Source organism: Prosthecobacter dejongeii, assembly GCF_014203045.1.
Lineage (GTDB): Bacteria > Verrucomicrobiota > Verrucomicrobiia > Verrucomicrobiales > Verrucomicrobiaceae > Prosthecobacter > Prosthecobacter dejongeii.
The window spans coordinates 293,926-309,761 of sequence record NZ_JACHIF010000005.1 but is presented as its reverse complement, the minus strand read 5'-3'; the positions used below and the strand labels follow the sequence as shown (position 1 = coordinate 309,761).

The following is a 15,836-nucleotide window of genomic DNA, read 5'->3' as shown; positions in this document are numbered from 1 at the left end:
CACGCGTGGTTCCTACTTGCATCCACTGGATGTGGTATAACGCCCCCATACCGACGTGGGAAGCAGATGACCAACGCAGCGCCAGGCTCGCTGCGTTTTCCGATGCCGGAGGCATCACAGCGGGTAGCCGGGGGTAAGTGAGCCCTAGCGAACGCACCCCTGGTTAGGCAAAAAACACCCTCACTCAGGGTCGCATCCTGGAAGGATGCCAGCGGCGTGCCCGTGGTCCAACGCCCACCCTTCAACGCCCGGGTTCACCCCCCTCAGACCGTCCCGCGTGCGGGACGGGACTAGAATACCCGGAGCCACCTTGCTGCGACCTCCCTAGCACCACCTGATGGCTCAGGAGGCTACGTCACCAGCGCCCAGGTTCGCTGCGTTTTCCGATGCCGGAGGCATCACAGCAGGTAGCCGGGGGTAAGTGAGCCCTAGCGAACGCACCCCTGGTTAGGCCAAAAAATACCTTCACTGAGGGTCGCATCCTGAAAGGATGCCAGCGGCATGCCCGGGGTCCAACACCCACTCTTCAACGCCCGGGTCCCCCCCCTCAGACCGTCCCGCCTGCGGGACGGGACTACCATACTCAGAGCCACCTTGATGCGACCTCCCTAGCACCACCTGATGGCTAAGGAGGCTACGTCACCAGCGCCAGGCTCGCTGCGTTTTCCGATGCCGGAGGCATCACAGCGGGTAGCCGGGGGTAAGTGAGCCCTAGCGAACGCACCCCTGGTTAGGCCAAAAAACACCTTCACTGAGGGTCGCATCCTGGAAGGATGCCAGCGGCGTGCCCGTGGTCCAAAACCCACCCTTCAACGCCCGGGTTCCCCCCTCAGACCGTCCCGCCTGCGGGACGGGACTACCATACTCAGAGCCACCTTGCTGCGACCTAACTAGCACCACCTGATGGCTCAGCTAGCTACGTCAGCATCGCTTTCAACTGGGTGTCGTACAGGTTCTGCGCTTGGGCTTCGCCGGCAGCGTAATAGTTAGGCATTTCACGACCGGAAAAGGCCACGGGCCGGGAGTGGACAGTGCGTGTGACGAGGACTTTTTTCCCATGCAGCTCAGCCAGGCGCAGACGGTAGTCATGCAGTTGCTCGCTGGCGCATTCGTGCGCTTTCGAGGCGAGGTGAAAAAGATTCAGAGGGAATAAACGCGGGGGGGCGCTTTCCGTGTGAGTCACGCGATGCATGAGGATGACGTCCACCTCGGGATCCTCCAACCATGGATCAATGGGAGCCTCATGCGCTACACCACCGTCAAAGCAATGCATGCCGCCGTGGGGGATGGGGGCGAAGACGGTGGGGATGCAGCAACTCGCCACCATGATCTGTGCCAGTGGCCCTGCGGTGAGGAAGTGGGTGCGGCAGCTTTCCAGGTTGCTCACAGCGGCCATAAAGCGAGGCGCGGTGAGATCTTCGATCTGCTTTTTACCCATCACCTTTTCCAGGTAGGCGATGGCGCCATCCGTTTTAAAAGCCCCCACGTTCGATTCAAAAAAACTGCTGCGGATGTAGTGCGTGAGCCAAGGCGTGCGGCGGATGAAGGAGCGGCGAAAGCCATGCGCCAGCACCGTCTTGCGGATGATGTCCTGCGGCAGGCCAGAGGCATACAGCCCGGCGGCGATGGCACCGGCGGAGGAGCCGCCCACCACAGTGGGGCGCACACCCAGGGCATGCAGACGGGCCAGGAACCCGGCATGCGTGGCAAAGCCTAAAAATGAGGAGCCTAGGGAGATGGCGAGGCGGGGTTTCAAACGTCGGGTGGGGGGGTAGCAGAGGTGGCAGAAACGGGCGTGGAAAGCGGGGGCGCAAGCGCGGGGCGACGACCAAAAATAAAGAGCAACCCACCCAGCAGCCCCCAAGCCACACTCATGCCCCAGCCTGCGAGGGAGGCGGAGACGGCGGTGGACTCCGGCACACTGGTCATGGCGCTCACCAGGGTCTCGAAAGTCTTTTCTCGCACGCCCAGGCCGGAGACGGAGATGGGCAGGCCTGCGGCGGTATCCACAATGGGCATGGCCGCCATGATCTCCAGCAGCGGTGCCTGCCCGCCCACGGCGTAAATGCCGCAGTAAAAAGACAGGAAATGCGTGCCAAAGATGAGGATGGAAAGCAGCGCGGCGATGAGTGAGCAGCCCCAGGCCCGGCGGATGGCATCACAAGCCTGGGCAAATTTTTTCAGCGGCGGCCAACCCAAGATCCACGGCCACTGCCGCTCCCCCCAGTTATAAAGCCGGGGCGTGAAGGAGATGGCTGAAAGCAGGATGCCCACCAGCGACCCGCCCATGAACCAACTGAAGCCCTTGACAATGGCATGCACCTCCGGCCCGTAGCTGTCTAGCCGATCCCGAAAGGCATAACCACACGTGAGGAAGAGCACGGCCAGCCCCAGCATGCCCAGCATGTGATCCAACATGATGGAGACCAAGATGGGTAGCCGCCGGGCACCGGGCCGCTGCATGAGTGCGAGCACACGATACGCATCCCCGCCCACCGCGCCCAGAGAGGTGATGTTAAAAAAATTGCTCACCACAGTCACGCGCAGCACTTCACGGCCTGGGACAGGGTGCTCTTGGCCGATGAGGAGCACCTGCCAGCGCAGGGCGCTGAACCAGGTGGATAGGCCCACAAAACCCAGCCCTGCCAGCGTCCACGGCCACTCGGTGAGCATGGACTTTAGGTGTGGCAAGATAGCCACAGTGAAGCGGTGCTCGCGAAAAATCATCCACAGCAGAGCCGTGGTGATGCCAAGTTTGACCAGGATAAGCAGGGCCTTTTTCATGCGCCCGTGGGGAATCAGGCTAGGCCTGCCTCTTCGATCGCTTTGGCAATGCTGTCCACGCTGTGCAGCGTTTCACGAGCTTTATTTTGATCGCTGATTTTCAGCTTAAAATGTTTCTCAATGGCTACCACGAGTTGCAGGGCATCCACACTGTCGAGACCGATGCCATCTGGGCCAAAAAGAGGGCCTTCATCGGTGATTTCGTCGGCGCTCACTTCCAGCATGAGTTCGCTGGCCATGACTTCTTTGATGCGTTGGCGGAGGTTCATTCGTCAGATAATAAAAGGGGGGAGTGTAGGAAAAGAATAGAGCAGGAATCAGACAAGCGCCCCATCGAGTTTCAGGGAAGCGCCAGTCATATAGCTCGCCTCCGGGCTAGCAAGGAAGAAAACCACCGCAGCAATCTCTTCGGGCTTGGCAAAACGGCGCATGGGCGTCTCCCGCCGCACCGCTTTGATCTGCTCGTCAGTCCAGCCTGCGGGCAGTGCACCTTCGATGTGGCCGGGGCATACGGCATTCACGGTGATGCCCAGGCGCGCCGTTTCCTTTGCCAAACTCTGTGTCAACCCCAACACGCCAGCCTTAGCTGCCGCGTAGTTCGTCTGCCCCGCAGGGGAATGCAGAGCGCTGAGGGAGGCGATATTCACAATGCGGCCCCAGCGCTGGCGCATCATGGGCTGAAGGGCTGCCTGACAACCAAGGAAAACGGCGCTCAAATTCGCCTCCAGCACACCCGCCCACTGGGGCATCGTCATGTGGGCCAGCAGGGCGTCATCGTGGTAACCAGCATTGTTGATGAGGACAGAGAGCGGCCCTCCACCCTGGGCCTCTACCTGGGCCAGCGCCGCTGTCCATGACTCCGCCTGGGTGACCTCCAGCGGGCACAGAAAAGCGCGGCCAGGGAACTCCGCCACCAGCGCCGCAGCCTGCTCCTGCCGCTGGCGCACGCCCAAAAAGACGAGGCAGGCCGGGTCACGCTCCAAAAAATAACGGGCCGTGGCATGGCCCAGGGTACCATTAGCACCAGTGATGAGGAGGCGGCGGGGATCTGACATGAGAGAAAGGGGGTGAAAACCCCGAACAGTGACCGTGTTCGGGCGCGCCCATCTTGCTGGTCGTGTCCCAGATGGCAAATCCAGAAACTATTTTTCTGGAGGGAGGCCATGTCCTGAAAAACGGAATCCGCGTCTCTCACCCGCCCCCCCTGATCAGCGCATGCGAGCCCCCTTCCGCTCACTGACCCCACACCTACAAACACATATCTGGTTAATCCAGTCATCCCACTCAAAAAAACAGCCGACTCCCCTGCCCTCATTAGCCTCCTTTCACCCCGCCTGCTTCCGTACCCTCGATGATCTCGTTCGCGGTTAGGCCGCTCTCTTTTTTCTTTCCCTTTGTCAAACGCTGGCTTGACGGGGAGCTGCCACTCATTGCAGCATCGAAAATAAGGTCTCAGTCACCCAACCATCGCCTGGGGCCGCATGATTCACCATGTCCACAGCCACCGCTTCCATGGGATCGTCCTCGACGACTCTCCGCAATGCCGTCATCCGTCTTGCAGGCAATTCACAGGACGGGATTCAATCCATCGGCGGGTTCCTCGCGCGTCTCGCGGGGCGCACCCAGCATGATGTCATGACCTACATGACCATCCCCTCCACCATCTCCGGTGGGCCGTCCATCTTCCAGCTCCACCTGGGCTCGGGCGAGGTACTGCACCCCGGTGATGAGAGCGATGTCTTGGTGGCCTTTTACCAACACAGTTACGATGCCCACTTCAGCTCCCTGCGTGAGGGCGGCCTCTGCTTTTACGACAGTGGTGAAGTCACCGAGTTGAAGCAGGAGCGTGGCATCCACCACATCGGCATTCCCTTCACCGCTGCCACGGTGGAGGCCATCGGCGGCAGTGCGCGAGATCGCGGTAAAAACATGTTCGTTCTGGGCCTGCTGTGCGCGGTTTATCAGTTGGACCGCGACAAGCTCGCAGGCATCGTCAGCCGCCAGTTTGGTAAGAAGGATGAGAGCGTGCTGCGCAATGCCATGCTGGCCTTCGATGCCGGATACGCCTACCCCATCGGCGACATGGGCACCTTCCATTTCGAAGAGGGGGAGCACACCGATGAGCACCGCCTGAGCACGGATGGCAACACGCTGATGACCATGGGCCTCATCGCTGCCGGGGTGCGCTACGGCTCGGCCTACCCCATCACGCCTTGGTCCAGCATCATGGAAACGCTGCGCAGTGAGCTGCCTAAATACGGAGGCCTCTACGTGCAGGCGGAGGATGAACTGGCCGCCGTCTCCATGACCATCGGCGCCGCGTATGCAGGCCATCTGGCCGTGACGGGCAGCGCTGGCCCTGGCCTGAGCCTGAAGATGGAGGCCCTCAGCTATGCCAGCATGGCGGAGATACCCCTCATCGTCATCAACGTCCAGCGTGGAGGCCCCTCCACCGGCCTACCCACAAGTGTGGAACAGAGCGATCTCCTGCAAGCCATCTATGGCAGCCATGGCGACTGCCCGCGCATCGTGCTCGCCCCCAAGGATGTGGAAGACTGCTTTTACATCGCCCTGGAGGCGGGCAAGCTCGCCCGCGAATACTCCTGCCCCGTCATCATTTTGAGCGACCAAGCACTGAGCAGCCGCATCGAAGCCTTTACAGAACCAGACCTGGACCAGCACTGGATGGAACCCGGGCTGGACCTGGCCGAACGGCCTGTAGATTTCAAACCGTACCCGCTGGACCAGATCACCCGTCATGCGCCTCCTGGCAGCAAGATGGCCAGTGGCCGCTACCCGCATGTTACCGGTCTGGAGCACGACGAATGGGGCCACCCCAGTGGCAACCCCAAAATGCACCAGAAGATGACCGACAAACGCCGGAATAAGCTGGTAGCCCTGGCCAAGAGCCTGCCGCTGCCTGAGGTGCATGGCGATGCTGAAGGCGATGCGCTGCTCATCGGCTGGGGCAGCAGCTACGGGCCCATCAAAGAAAGCGTGAATCGCCTGCGTGCCGAAGGGCACAAAGTCGGTGCGGCCCACCTGCGTCACCTCCACCCGATGCCTGCGGGCCTGGACGGCCTGTTTGCCAAATATAAACACGTCATCGTCGTGGAGATGAATGATGCAGGTGTCTATGGTTACGGCCAGCTCGCCATGCTGCTGCGCGCCAGCCTGGCGGATCCCAAGATCCAATCCGTATGCAAGACCGATGGTCTCAATTTCCGCATCGGTGAGATCGTCACCGGCGTGGAAAAAGTGCTGGCCGAGAAGTAATCCCCTCCTTGCCCGCTCCCCGCGCTGGTGGGGAGCCGTGGCGGAGTGGGCGGGGAACGACTGGAGCTGGCGCGGTGAAAGGATGATGCAGGGTCTGCAAAATTCATATCGCCAGCTCTCTTAGGCATTCGCGTTTCCCACATTTTCTTTTTTGAATACTCGCCGCACTGCATGCGTCAGAGCTGCGTATCCTCCATCGCAGTCGCCTTTTCGAAATTTGCTTTCACCGCTAACGCCATGAAAACTTCCCTTCGTCACCTCGCCCTCATTACTTTGTTGGGGCTCACCAGCGGCCTCAGTTCCTGCGTTACCCCGTATCCGGGGCCTGGGGAGCGAAATGGAGCCGTGGTGGGGGCCATTGGCGGAGGTACGCTGGGTGCCATCGTGGGGAATCAAAGTGGCCGCCCTCTGGAGGGGGCCGCCATCGGCGGGGTGCTAGGTGCCCTGGCGGGGTCTGCCCTGGGGGCGAATCAAGATCACTATTATGGCTACCGCCAGCCTGCCTACTACCCCACGCGGGCAGACTACGGACCGCGCTACTACCGCCGCAGCAGCTTTTACGGCGGGGGAGGCTACTATGGCGGGGGCTACCCCTGCGGTCCCGCCTTTGGCGGCGGTTATGGCTACGGCAGTTGCTGGTAAAAGAAACTTAGAGCGCCAGGCCAAAAAAGGCAAAGACGATCAACATGCCCCACCACAGCACCCAGGTCTGCATGCGCCCATAGTCACGGCCACCACTCGTATCGCTGGGGATCTCTTCATCGAACCCGAAAAGACGGGTCTGGTGCTTCCAAAAATAGCCCCCGAGCGCCAATGTGCCTGCGATGCCTAGCCAAGCCAAGATTTTAAAAGGGTACAAATCTTCACGGCTGATGGCGGCTAAAAAGAGTTCCAAGTGCATGCCACCACCCTAGAGCCGCACGGCCTCTGCACCAGATACAGATGCTCGTAAACCCATCATGCACAGACTGCTAGAGACATAAAATGCAGCCGTATCTGTGCGAATGGTTTACCACGGACTTTAGGGTGGGTCCCCTTACATCCAGCGGGGCTTACTTGCTCTCGCAGGTAAGCCCCGAAGTTGAACGCGCCCTTCTTTGAGAGAACTAAGCCTCCGCTTTGTTCGTGCTCTCGATGACGGCCCAGGCATTGTGATTGTGGATGGACTCGAAATTTTCGGCCTCCACGCGGAACCAACGGATTTTTTTGTGGCTGCTAGCCTTCTGGGCCACGCTGCGCACCAGATCTTCCACGAAGACGGGGTTGTCATAAGCCGCCTCGGTGACGTATTTTTCATCGGGACGCTTGAGCACGCTGTAGAGCTGGCTGCTGGCGCTGGCTTCGACGAGTTCGATGAGGTCCTCAATCCAGATGGGCTGGCGGAATCTCACCGAAAGGGTGACCACACCACGCTGATTGTGCGCGCCACGTTCGCTGATGGCCTTGGAGCAAGGGCAGAGGGTGGTGACGGGCACCTCGACGGTGACGACGTAGTCAATTTCTTCTCCTTCGGCATTGACCTCAAAAATGACACCATAGTCCAGCAGCCCTTCGGCCTTGGTGATGGGGGCACGCTTGGCGCGGAAGTAGGGGAACCGCATTTCCACATGAGCTTTGCGCGCATTGAGGCGGGCTAGCAGCTCCTTTGGCATGGCAGCGATGCTGGCCACCGTCAGTTCACGGCCATGTGCATGGAGGATCTCCACAAAGCGGCTCATGTGAGTGCCCTTGTATTGATGAGGCAGGTCCACCGCCATGGTCACCGTAGCGACGGTGTGCTGCTGAGACTGGTCACGGTCGCGAATGCGCAGGGGAAAGCGCAGATTTTTGACGCCGACGCGGTCAATCGCGATTTTGCGGTCGTCCCGCTCGTTTTGAGTGTCTTTGAGATTGGGCATCGGAGAGAATAAACGAAACAAAATTTCCCACTGCCGCAGTTAGCAACAGTGGGAAAGAATTAATAGCACCGCCAGGTAGCTGCTCAGGGCAGAAGGTTCACTGCGCGGGCACGCTTGACTTCACGCGTCACTTTGCGGTGCAGCCAGGCTGGCAGACCGGTGGTGCGGCGTGGGATCAGCTTGCCAGTCTCCGTCAGGAAACGGGAAAGAAGCTCAGGATTGGTGTAAATCAGCTTCTCAACCGGGATGTCCATCCGACGGCGGGGCATCCGGCGGTTGTTCTTGCGGAGGGAGATGAGGCGTTCAGTAGTCTTGGGTTGCATGACGGTGACGGCAGCGGATTAGCGGATCTCGCGGTGCAGGGTGCGACGCTTGAGGAAATGATTGAACTTCACTTTCTCAAGACGGCCCGGAGTGCGGGGGCTTTTTTTGTTGCGAGTGCTGACGTAGCGGGACGTGGGCATGCCCTCCGCCTTTGCTTCCGTGCATTCTAGGATGATGATTTCGCGTGCCATAAAATTGGGGGTGGAATGCTAGACTACTCTTTGCTGAAGTCAAGCGACTCATTACTATTGCTGTTAGAAGTCGTGCTGCTCTCCTCTTCATCGCGGTCGTCATCGGCGTCGTCGCCGGACTCATCGAGGCCAAACAGGGAGCGCACAGGGCGGTTCCAGCGACCGCTACGCTGCTCACGCTCCAGGCGTTCCTGGCAGCTCACCGTGAAACGTGTGAAGGGCAGGGCCTCCAGACGCTCTTCAGGAATGGTTTCACCGGACATCTCGCAGATGCCGTACATGCCCGCGTCAATGCGCTTGAGGGCTTCATTGATTTCGTAGATGGCGTCCTGCTCCTTGGCCAGAAGGCTGAGGGCGAAGTCGCGGTCATAGGCATCGCTGCCCGCATCAGCCTGGTGCATGCCGAAGGCGGAAGAATCGCCCCCTTCACCACCACGGAGGCTTTCAGCCGTCACACCTTCAGCGGAGTTGAGGTAGGCGTCACGTAGTTCCACCAAGCGCTGGCGCATGCGCTTCAGGAAAGCGGCCGGGAGCACAGGCTTCTTCGGCGGGGTGTCCATGGTGATGCCTTCATCTTCAGCACGGCCCATGCGGCGTACATTCGTGATCTTTGGCGTAGGCGGGGCAGGCTTGGCTTTGGCAGGCGCGGCTTTTTCTGCCTTCGGCGCTGGAGCTGCTTTCTCCGCCTTCGGAGCCGGGGCCGCTTTCTCGGCCTTTGGAGCTGGGGCAGCTTTTTTATCTGCAGGGGCTGGCTTCACCACTTCTGCTTTGGCTGGGGCAGCTTTCTTGGCTGGCTCGGCAGCTTTAGGAGCGGCTTTTTTAGCAACAGGGGTCTCCGCCGCTTTTTTGGCAGCAGGGGTCTTGGCAGTTTTAGCAGGGGCTTTCTTCACAGGGGGAGATTTCTGGGGCGCGGGTTTCGCAGCCTTCGTCACGGGTTTTGCCGATGGTTTGGGTGCGGGTTGGGCAGCCTTCACCTGCGCTTTAGGGGCAGGTTTGGCAGGGGCTTTAGTCGCAGGTTTGGCCGGAGCTTTGGGCGCTGGCTTCTTTTTCGCAGGCATGGCTCGTGAGGTTAGGCGTTGGTTCGCAGAGTTCCGCGATCTAGGACGACAGCGGAAAAGAGGCGCGGATAGTGATGTGCTTTACCAAAAATGGCAACCGGAATTCCCTCTTAGAATTTGCTCTAGGCCCGCAAGAACAGGCGAAATTCAGCGGGTGGCCGTGATCTCCCGGTGCAACCAAGCCCTGGCGTAGGCCCAATCCCGCTTGGCCGTAGGCTCTGAAATGCCCAAAACTTCCGCCGCTTCAGCAAAGGTGAGACCCACAAAATAATGCAGTTTCACGAGTTCCGCTTTGCGCGCATCTTCGGCAGCTAACTTATCCAACGCTTCATGCACGGACAGGATCTCGTCATCCAGGAGTGCAGGAGCTGCTATTTGGAGTTCTTCTTCTAACTCCACGTGCACCTGCCCCGCCCCATGGCGCACGGCTTTGCGCTTCCGTGCGCGATCAATCAAAATGCGTCGCATGGCCTCCGCAGCAGCCGCAAAGAAGTGCGCCCGATTCTGAAAGTTGGCATCTCCAAGACGCAGCCAAGCTTCATGAACGAGAGCCGTGGCCTGCAAAGTCTGGCCGGGCAATTCCCGTGCCATTTTAGCGGCAGCCAGCCGCCTTAACTCAGCATAGACTTCAATCAAAAGTTGGTTAGGCGCTGAAACATCCCCCTGCTGACAAGATTGGAGGAGAAGGGTAATCGGGTTCATGGCGAGATCATTCAAATCCACATCGTGGCGCATACCAAGCTCAAAGCCATCAAGCTCGTGCTTAACACCAGCGCTAAAACATGGCGTTGCTGAAGTGCATCCAGGAGACTTTTCAGCGCCAGCGCCAAACCGGGCAATCCACAGAATAACCACGCCGCCATGGCAAAGGGATGCACCAGCAACACGATGAGCAAACGCATCTGCGTGCTGCCACCTGGCTTGGCCTCCATGGCCAAACCCGCGAGCCCCCTCCCCCGAGGGCTAGGGAGAGTAAAAGCAGACTGGTGAGTAGATCCCGCATCAATGCGGGAGGAAGGGGGGAGGAAGAAAGTTTCATACTCCTCACATGCGCAGTCTTTTCCCCAACCGGATCATGCCCGGACATTTTTTACGGCCCCTTTCCTCTACCCCACTTCATGAGGCCACCCCTGCGAGTTTTCTCGCATAAGCCAAGGTATCTATTTCTTCAGGCCTCTTGTCCGTGCGGATGGCTTTGATGCGAGGAAACCTCAGCGACAGCCCACTGTCATGACGGTCACTTGGCTGGATGGAATCAAAGGCGATCTCCAAGACCGTGTCTGGAATGACGGTGCGGACACGGCCTTTCTGACTCAAGGTCGTAGCGGTGAAATGCTCAGTGAGTGTCTCGATCTCCACATCCGTGAGGCCCGAGTAGGCCTTGCCGATGACACGTAGGGCCGAGTGCTCATCCCGCACGGCAAAGGTGTAATCACTGAGCACATGGCTGCGTTTGCCACTGCCTTGTTCCGCCTTCACCACGACGACATCCAGAGTCGCGAACGCTTTTTTGAGCTTGAGCCAGGACTTGCCGCGCCGCCCAGGGCTATACACGCTGGCGGGATCTTTGGCGATGAGGCCTTCATTATTTCGACGCCGTGCTGCCATAAACGCAGCCTCAATCTCCACCGTCGAAGTGACACGCTGCACCTCAATCAAGGTGAGGCCAGTAGGCAGAACCAAGCCTTCCAAAGCCACGCGCCGGGACTCAAGCGATTGATCGAGCAAGGGCCGCCCATTGAGCCAAAGGAGATCAAACACGACATACCTGACACTGATATCGCTGGGCAAAAAAAGGTCGGCTTGATCCCGACGGCCTAACCGCTTTTGCAAATCAAAAAACGAAAGTTTTTTATCCTCAGCATAGGCGATGATCTCCCCATCCAAAATCACTTCCGCGCTTATCCCCTGCGCGGCCTGCATGACCTCTGGAAACTGGAGGCCGATGGGCTTTAAATCCCGTGTGTAAATCTCCACCCGACCACCGCTGACGTGCAGTTGGGCGCGGATGCCATCGTATTTATCCTCCAGCCAGACGGAATGCGCAGAGGTAGCCTCCGCTGCCTTTTCATCTCTGATCAAGCGCTGCCAAATATCCGCTGCCGTTTCTTCAGGAGAAGCCAACATGACCTTGATCGGAACATGCGGCCTGGGGGCGGCCTCATGCAGACGAGCCTCACGCGCGAGGGTGGCCGCATGGCCGATATCGCCGCTCAGCATGGCCGCCTCACGCACCGCTTCAGCAGGTTGAGCGAAGGCCGCAGCCACCGCTTCTTCAATGAGGCCTTCTTTGGACCCCATGCGCAATTCCCCCGTCATCAAACGCACCAGCCAGGACCCCGTGTGGGGACTGAGGGTGGCCAGCGCCTCCCGCAGTCGCTGCGTCTTTGGCGCAGGGCCCCGCGCGGCCCGCAAGGAGCGGAAGAGCGCATCCGTGGCCTGAAGATCCAAAGACTGGGGAGCAGCCATGGTTGGGTTCTTCGACAAGGCCCGGCTGAGGACCAGGTAGGCGGTGCGGCCAGCATCTGCCTGGCTGCGAGAGAGCGTTCGATACTCCGCATCACTCAGCCCGGAAAGCTCCTGCAAAGCACGCCGGATGATGGCCCAACCCGTGTTCAAGGGACCTTCACCCGCAGCGGGGTCAAAGAGTAGGCCTGCGCAATACCGGACCGCCAAAGCGAGATCGGCAGGCTCTGCCAGCGCGCGTAAATAATCCGCCAGCAGCGCCACTTTTTTCAATCGTGATGACTCTGCTGCGGCCTGGGAACAGACCTGCGCCCAGCGGGCCAATTGGTCCGGTTTTTCTGGAGGCTCGGCAGCAGAGGAGGATGGAGGCTCCTCTAACGAAGGGCGAGGAGCAGTCTCCAGCGGAATCTCCAACTGATCTGCTCGCTCCAGCGTCCACGCCTCATACCCCCGAGCACGGAGATCTGCGGCGAATTCCTGGGTGTAACCATGTACCAGATAAACCCGGCGCGGCTTCACCGTGGCCACCGTCTCTAATAGTTCCGGATAGTCAGCGTGGTCACTCAGCGGGAATACTTCATCCACTTGGTAGCGATACTTCGCCCCGGACTGCATGGCCCAGCCGCTGAGCATGGCCGTGCGGCACACCTTCAGCTTGCGGATGGCCTGGCTGCGGGCCCCACTGGGAGGGAAAAGTAACACATGGCCGCGGGCCTCGGCAGCATCAAACAACCGATAAGTGGGCAACTGCCCCAGCAAGGGAGCCACCACCGTCGTCATCTCCAAAATGGATTTGTGGACCATGACAGGAAGGCCTGCCTCACCCAAAGCACAAAGGATCTCTTGCGCCTTGCCTAACGAATAACCCAACAAAACAGGAATGTGCCCTTCATCCAGAGTTTCCCGCACCCATTTGAGCATGGACGCCACGATTTCTGCCGTGGGCGGAAAGTGAAACTGCGGCAGGCCAAAGGTGGTCTCCATGATCAGCGTATCCGCTGGCAGCAGCTCACAGCGCTCAGAGCTCAAGCCCTGGCGCAGTTTGTAATCGCCGGTGTATAGCAGGGTCGCCCCATCGCTGAGGCGGGTGAGATGCAGCATGGCCGAGCCGACGATGTGCCCGGCAGGGAAAAGCCGCATCTGCCAGCCTTCCCACTCAAAGACTTCCCTCATGGGCAACGGATGAAACGTGCTGCTCTCCTTCACCCCATAACGCGCCCGCATGAGTTCCAAGGTCAATTCTGAAGCAAAGGTCACTGCATGCCGCGCCACATGGTCACTGTGAGCATGCGAGATAAAGGCACGTTCCACGCTGAAGTGAGGGTCCAGCCATAGATCTGCCTCAGGCAGGTAAATGCCCTTGCGATGAGTGACAGTGAGAAGAGGAGGCATGAGGCAAAAGGATACGGCTCTGCACGATCACTTGAGGCCCCCGAAATGCCGCATTGAAGTCCAAAGTCCGTCCAGGTGAGGTTTCTATGCTAATGTTGGATCTTATCCCAAACGGAGTGTTGGAACCAATGCGGCAAAGGATCGCATTTGATTTCAAGATCCTGGCCTTCTGTAATCTCCGCCACCCAGAGATGATCTCCCCCATGCCTTGAATTATCGAAAAGATAAGCACGATTGGTAAATCTCACCGCATTTAACAACAGATCTAATGAACGCGAATAACGGCTGACGATCTTATCTTCTGGAACATCATGCCCACCTAGATTCACTCTTGCCTTCACACGTGCCACATTGATAGCGGGATCATCTGTCGCGATGTAATAGAGGTAGGTTTTATAACCCCTGATTTGGGCCTGTTGTAGCAATGCCACTTTATCAGGAGAAGACATCACGGTCTCAAAAGAGAATGACACACCGCTTTCCAGCAACCTCTGCCGTAGAAAATCTGCACAAACAGAAGCAAAATAAGCATTCACCGACACACCTTTAAAAATCAGCTTATCATCTTCAAAACGAAGATTGCACACTTCGCCATCCAGTCCGGCTTTTTTCAGCAAGACGGAGCGAGCAAAAAAAGGAAGAATCTCTTCAACGCTCGTCTTAACTCCATAGGCTTTAGTATCTAAAAATCCAGTCGCTATAATGCCCGCCTCGATCTCATCTGGATTTAGATAAACACCCAATAACTTTTCTGGCAGCAAGCTTTTGATGGTGCTTTTACCGGAACCATTCGGACCAGCAAACATTCGTAACCGAGGAATGCAACGGCTCATGGCAAGCGCACACGAGTCCCTATGGGCACACTTAACGGGGCTTCCAGCACTTTTATCAGCTTACGCGTTCCATCGGGGAAAGCTTGATAAATACCGCCTTCTTCTCGTACCAGCACCGCCTGCCCTGATGCCAGCGCCTGCCAGTAGGCCACATCCACCGCTGCTGCGGATAAGCTGGGAATCTGCTGCTCCAGGTAATCAAGGGCTTGTTCTGAATCTACCATGATCTTGGATTTGACTTTACGATGAAAGTGTCTCGCAGGCAACTCCTGCCTCAACACGCCCCGTTTCAAGACGTTAAAATAATTCGAGTGGCGCATGGGAACCCATTTCTTCCACGTTTAGAAGACCCTCATGAATAGCGTTCGCCTGGGGATAGTCTTCAACATCCTACTTTCGCCTCTACTGGCTACACAGGCCACTGCCCTGCCAGATCTCAGCAGCGTTGCAGTGGATTTGGAAGTACCTGCCATACAGACTGGTGCCCCAGCGGCGGGCCTCCGCGTGCGCCAGACCACCGCTGGCTGGGAAGGAACTCAAGTGCATCATGTGCTTTACCTGCCTACTGATTGGCAGCCAGACCGCGACTGGCCCGTCATCGTTGAATATGCCGGCAATGGCGGTTACCAGAACAAGTATGGCGATGTCAGCGACGGCAGCGTGGAGGGCAGCCGTCTGGGCTACGGCCTCACAGCGGGGCGTGGGTGCCTTTGGCTCTGCCTGCCTTACTTGGAAAAAGTTGAGGGCACTTGGCAAAATGCGCCCAAGTGGTGGGGAGATGTGGAGGAAACGAAACGCTACTGCCTAGCCACACTAAAAGAGACGCTAGCACGCTACCACGGGGATCCGAAACGCGTCCTGCTATGTGGCTTTTCGCGCGGCAGCATCGCCTGCAATTACATCGGTCTGCATGATGATGAGATCGCCCGTCAGTGGTGCGGCTTTTTATGCCACAGTCACTACGATGGCGTCAGAACAAGTTGGCCCTATGGAGGGGCAGATCGTGATGCGGCGCTGGTGAGGCTGAAACGCCTCCAGGGCAGGCCGCAGTTCATCAGCCACGAAGGCAGCACGGCTGAAACGGAGGCTTGGCTGCGGAGCACTGGCATCATGGGAAACTGGACCTTCGCCCCCCTTCCCTACCGGAATCACAGCGATGCCTGGACCCTTCGTGACATCCCCCTGCGCCAGCAGGCTCGCGACTGGCTTCACAAGGTACTCGAGAAAAAATAAAAAACTTTGAGGGGTCGGCAAGGCAGCGGGGTAGCACCGGAAGAAGACGCACCAACCAGCGGCTTCAACCAACCTAAACCACCTAACTATAACCATGAAGAAACTGACCCTCACCTTTGCTGCTGCAGCCCTGATGATGACTGGAGTGAGCTGCTCCACCCCGAACACAGACTCGGGCGGCCGCCGCTACCACACCTCCCCGATCCCGATTCATAACAAAACGGGCATCAGTTGGACCGACACCAAAGCGCAGACTCCTTCGGGTCCTTCGGGCCAGGTTCGTTATCATCACTCCCCATCCCCCATCGCGAGCAAAACCGGCCTGCAAGCGAGCTATGTGCGCTGAGCGCTTGCGCCAAGCACTGAGCCGACTTGTTTGAT

General features: G+C 58.6%; 18 protein-coding genes. 4 read left to right on the top strand and 14 right to left on the bottom strand.

The genetic code is table 11. From position 1 onward, the window contains the following. Positions 1–916: 916 nt before the first annotated feature. Genes HNQ64_RS13950 through HNQ64_RS13935 form a run of 4 tightly spaced genes read right to left on the bottom strand, consistent with a single transcriptional unit; the run spans position 917 to position 3,839 of the window. Positions 917–1,756 (bottom strand): patatin-like phospholipase family protein, encoded by an 840-nt coding sequence (locus tag HNQ64_RS13950; RefSeq protein ID WP_184209593.1) that lies wholly within the window; start codon positions 1,754–1,756, stop codon positions 917–919. Continuing rightward, positions 1,753–2,784, bottom strand: a complete 1,032-nt coding sequence (locus tag HNQ64_RS13945) for a lysylphosphatidylglycerol synthase transmembrane domain-containing protein (protein ID WP_184209591.1) — start codon at positions 2,782–2,784, stop codon at positions 1,753–1,755. The genes HNQ64_RS13950 and HNQ64_RS13945 overlap by 4 nt, the downstream gene beginning before the upstream one ends. 14 nt (positions 2,785–2,798) lie before the next feature. Further along, positions 2,799–3,053: an acyl carrier protein gene (locus HNQ64_RS13940; RefSeq protein WP_184209589.1), complete on the bottom strand. Its 255-nt coding sequence runs from the start codon at positions 3,051–3,053 to the stop codon at positions 2,799–2,801. A 48-nt stretch (positions 3,054–3,101) separates the two neighbouring features. Continuing rightward, the gene (locus HNQ64_RS13935) at positions 3,102–3,839 is read right to left on the bottom strand and encodes an SDR family oxidoreductase (RefSeq protein WP_184209587.1); all 738 of its coding nucleotides are present in this window, start codon (positions 3,837–3,839) and stop codon (positions 3,102–3,104) included. A 436-nt stretch (positions 3,840–4,275) separates the two neighbouring features. Between HNQ64_RS13935 and HNQ64_RS13930 the strand changes: the two genes are divergently transcribed. Together HNQ64_RS13930 and HNQ64_RS13925 are read left to right on the top strand one after the other, a co-directional pair. After that, on the top strand, positions 4,276–6,060 hold the full coding sequence (locus HNQ64_RS13930) for a 2-oxoacid:acceptor oxidoreductase subunit alpha (RefSeq protein ID WP_184209585.1): 1,785 nt from the start codon (positions 4,276–4,278) through the stop codon (positions 6,058–6,060). A gap of 237 nt (positions 6,061–6,297) precedes the next feature. Continuing rightward, the gene (locus HNQ64_RS13925) at positions 6,298–6,702 is read left to right on the top strand and encodes a glycine zipper domain-containing protein (protein ID WP_184209583.1); all 405 of its coding nucleotides are present in this window, start codon (positions 6,298–6,300) and stop codon (positions 6,700–6,702) included. Positions 6,703–6,709: 7 nt separating this feature from the next. Here HNQ64_RS13925 and HNQ64_RS13920 read toward each other — a convergent pair whose 3' ends face one another. The 10 genes from HNQ64_RS13920 to HNQ64_RS13875 all read right to left on the bottom strand — a co-directional run bounded on the left by HNQ64_RS13920 (position 6,710) and on the right by HNQ64_RS13875 (position 14,542). Next, positions 6,710–6,961 (bottom strand): hypothetical protein, encoded by a 252-nt coding sequence (locus HNQ64_RS13920; RefSeq protein ID WP_184209581.1) that lies wholly within the window; start codon positions 6,959–6,961, stop codon positions 6,710–6,712. Positions 6,962–7,166: 205 nt separating this feature from the next. Continuing rightward, on the bottom strand, positions 7,167–7,958 hold the full coding sequence (gene folE2 / locus HNQ64_RS13915) for a GTP cyclohydrolase FolE2 (protein ID WP_184209579.1): 792 nt from the start codon (positions 7,956–7,958) through the stop codon (positions 7,167–7,169). Between the two features lie 83 nt (positions 7,959–8,041). Next, positions 8,042–8,281 (bottom strand): 30S ribosomal protein S18, encoded by a 240-nt coding sequence (gene rpsR / locus HNQ64_RS13910; RefSeq protein ID WP_133795417.1) that lies wholly within the window; start codon positions 8,279–8,281, stop codon positions 8,042–8,044. Positions 8,282–8,299: 18 nt separating this feature from the next. After that, positions 8,300–8,473, bottom strand: a complete 174-nt coding sequence (gene rpmG / locus HNQ64_RS13905) for a 50S ribosomal protein L33 (protein WP_184209577.1) — start codon at positions 8,471–8,473, stop codon at positions 8,300–8,302. Positions 8,474–8,496: 23 nt separating this feature from the next. Continuing rightward, positions 8,497–9,531: a TraR/DksA family transcriptional regulator gene (locus tag HNQ64_RS13900; protein ID WP_184209575.1), complete on the bottom strand. Its 1,035-nt coding sequence runs from the start codon at positions 9,529–9,531 to the stop codon at positions 8,497–8,499. 147 nt (positions 9,532–9,678) lie between these two features. After that, positions 9,679–10,233 (bottom strand): ECF-type sigma factor, encoded by a 555-nt coding sequence (locus HNQ64_RS13895; RefSeq protein ID WP_184209779.1) that lies wholly within the window; start codon positions 10,231–10,233, stop codon positions 9,679–9,681. A gap of 11 nt (positions 10,234–10,244) precedes the next feature. Further along, positions 10,245–10,463, bottom strand: a complete 219-nt coding sequence (locus HNQ64_RS13890) for a hypothetical protein (RefSeq protein WP_184209573.1) — start codon at positions 10,461–10,463, stop codon at positions 10,245–10,247. A 184-nt stretch (positions 10,464–10,647) separates the two neighbouring features. Further along, entirely contained in the window at positions 10,648–13,389 is a 2,742-nt protein-coding gene (locus HNQ64_RS13885) for an ATP-dependent DNA ligase (RefSeq protein ID WP_184209572.1), read from the bottom strand. A gap of 89 nt (positions 13,390–13,478) precedes the next feature. Next, positions 13,479–14,195, bottom strand: a complete 717-nt coding sequence (locus HNQ64_RS13880) for a zeta toxin family protein (RefSeq protein ID WP_221305454.1) — start codon at positions 14,193–14,195, stop codon at positions 13,479–13,481. A 23-nt stretch (positions 14,196–14,218) separates the two neighbouring features. Then, a complete protein-coding gene (locus HNQ64_RS13875) occupies positions 14,219–14,542 on the bottom strand; it encodes a hypothetical protein (protein WP_221305453.1) in 324 nt (107 codons plus the stop codon). Between the two features lie 34 nt (positions 14,543–14,576). Here HNQ64_RS13875 and HNQ64_RS13870 point away from each other — a divergent pair, with 34 nt between their 5' ends. Both HNQ64_RS13870 and HNQ64_RS13865 read left to right on the top strand, forming a co-directional pair. After that, positions 14,577–15,455, top strand: coding sequence for a hypothetical protein (locus tag HNQ64_RS13870; RefSeq protein WP_184209568.1), 879 nt, complete (start codon positions 14,577–14,579; stop codon positions 15,453–15,455). Between the two features lie 94 nt (positions 15,456–15,549). After that, complete coding sequence (locus tag HNQ64_RS13865; protein WP_184209567.1) at positions 15,550–15,801, top strand: hypothetical protein; 252 nt, start codon at positions 15,550–15,552, stop codon at positions 15,799–15,801. Positions 15,802–15,836: the final 35 nt, after the last annotated feature.

Coding starts and splice junctions, on each gene's coding strand:
- HNQ64_RS13930 (WP_184209585.1), top strand. CDS start 4,276: ATGTCCACAGCCACCGCTTCCATGGGATCGTCCTCGACGACTCTCCGC.
- HNQ64_RS13895 (WP_184209779.1), bottom strand. CDS start 10,233: ATGAACCCGATTACCCTTCTCCTCCAATCTTGTCAGCAGGGGGATGTT.
- HNQ64_RS13875 (WP_221305453.1), bottom strand. CDS start 14,542: ATGCGCCACTCGAATTATTTTAACGTCTTGAAACGGGGCGTGTTGAGG.
- rpmG (WP_184209577.1), bottom strand. CDS start 8,473: ATGGCACGCGAAATCATCATCCTAGAATGCACGGAAGCAAAGGCGGAG.
- HNQ64_RS13885 (WP_184209572.1), bottom strand. CDS start 13,389: ATGCCTCCTCTTCTCACTGTCACTCATCGCAAGGGCATTTACCTGCCT.
- HNQ64_RS13865 (WP_184209567.1), top strand. CDS start 15,550: ATGAAGAAACTGACCCTCACCTTTGCTGCTGCAGCCCTGATGATGACT.
- HNQ64_RS13890 (WP_184209573.1), bottom strand. CDS start 10,463: ATGGAGGCCAAGCCAGGTGGCAGCACGCAGATGCGTTTGCTCATCGTG.
- HNQ64_RS13870 (WP_184209568.1), top strand. CDS start 14,577: ATGAATAGCGTTCGCCTGGGGATAGTCTTCAACATCCTACTTTCGCCT.
- rpsR (WP_133795417.1), bottom strand. CDS start 8,281: ATGCAACCCAAGACTACTGAACGCCTCATCTCCCTCCGCAAGAACAAC.
- HNQ64_RS13940 (WP_184209589.1), bottom strand. CDS start 3,053: ATGAACCTCCGCCAACGCATCAAAGAAGTCATGGCCAGCGAACTCATG.
- folE2 (WP_184209579.1), bottom strand. CDS start 7,958: ATGCCCAATCTCAAAGACACTCAAAACGAGCGGGACGACCGCAAAATC.
- HNQ64_RS13945 (WP_184209591.1), bottom strand. CDS start 2,784: ATGAAAAAGGCCCTGCTTATCCTGGTCAAACTTGGCATCACCACGGCT.
- HNQ64_RS13925 (WP_184209583.1), top strand. CDS start 6,298: ATGAAAACTTCCCTTCGTCACCTCGCCCTCATTACTTTGTTGGGGCTC.
- HNQ64_RS13920 (WP_184209581.1), bottom strand. CDS start 6,961: ATGCACTTGGAACTCTTTTTAGCCGCCATCAGCCGTGAAGATTTGTAC.
- HNQ64_RS13900 (WP_184209575.1), bottom strand. CDS start 9,531: ATGCCTGCGAAAAAGAAGCCAGCGCCCAAAGCTCCGGCCAAACCTGCG.
- HNQ64_RS13880 (WP_221305454.1), bottom strand. CDS start 14,195: ATGTTTGCTGGTCCGAATGGTTCCGGTAAAAGCACCATCAAAAGCTTG.
- HNQ64_RS13935 (WP_184209587.1), bottom strand. CDS start 3,839: ATGTCAGATCCCCGCCGCCTCCTCATCACTGGTGCTAATGGTACCCTG.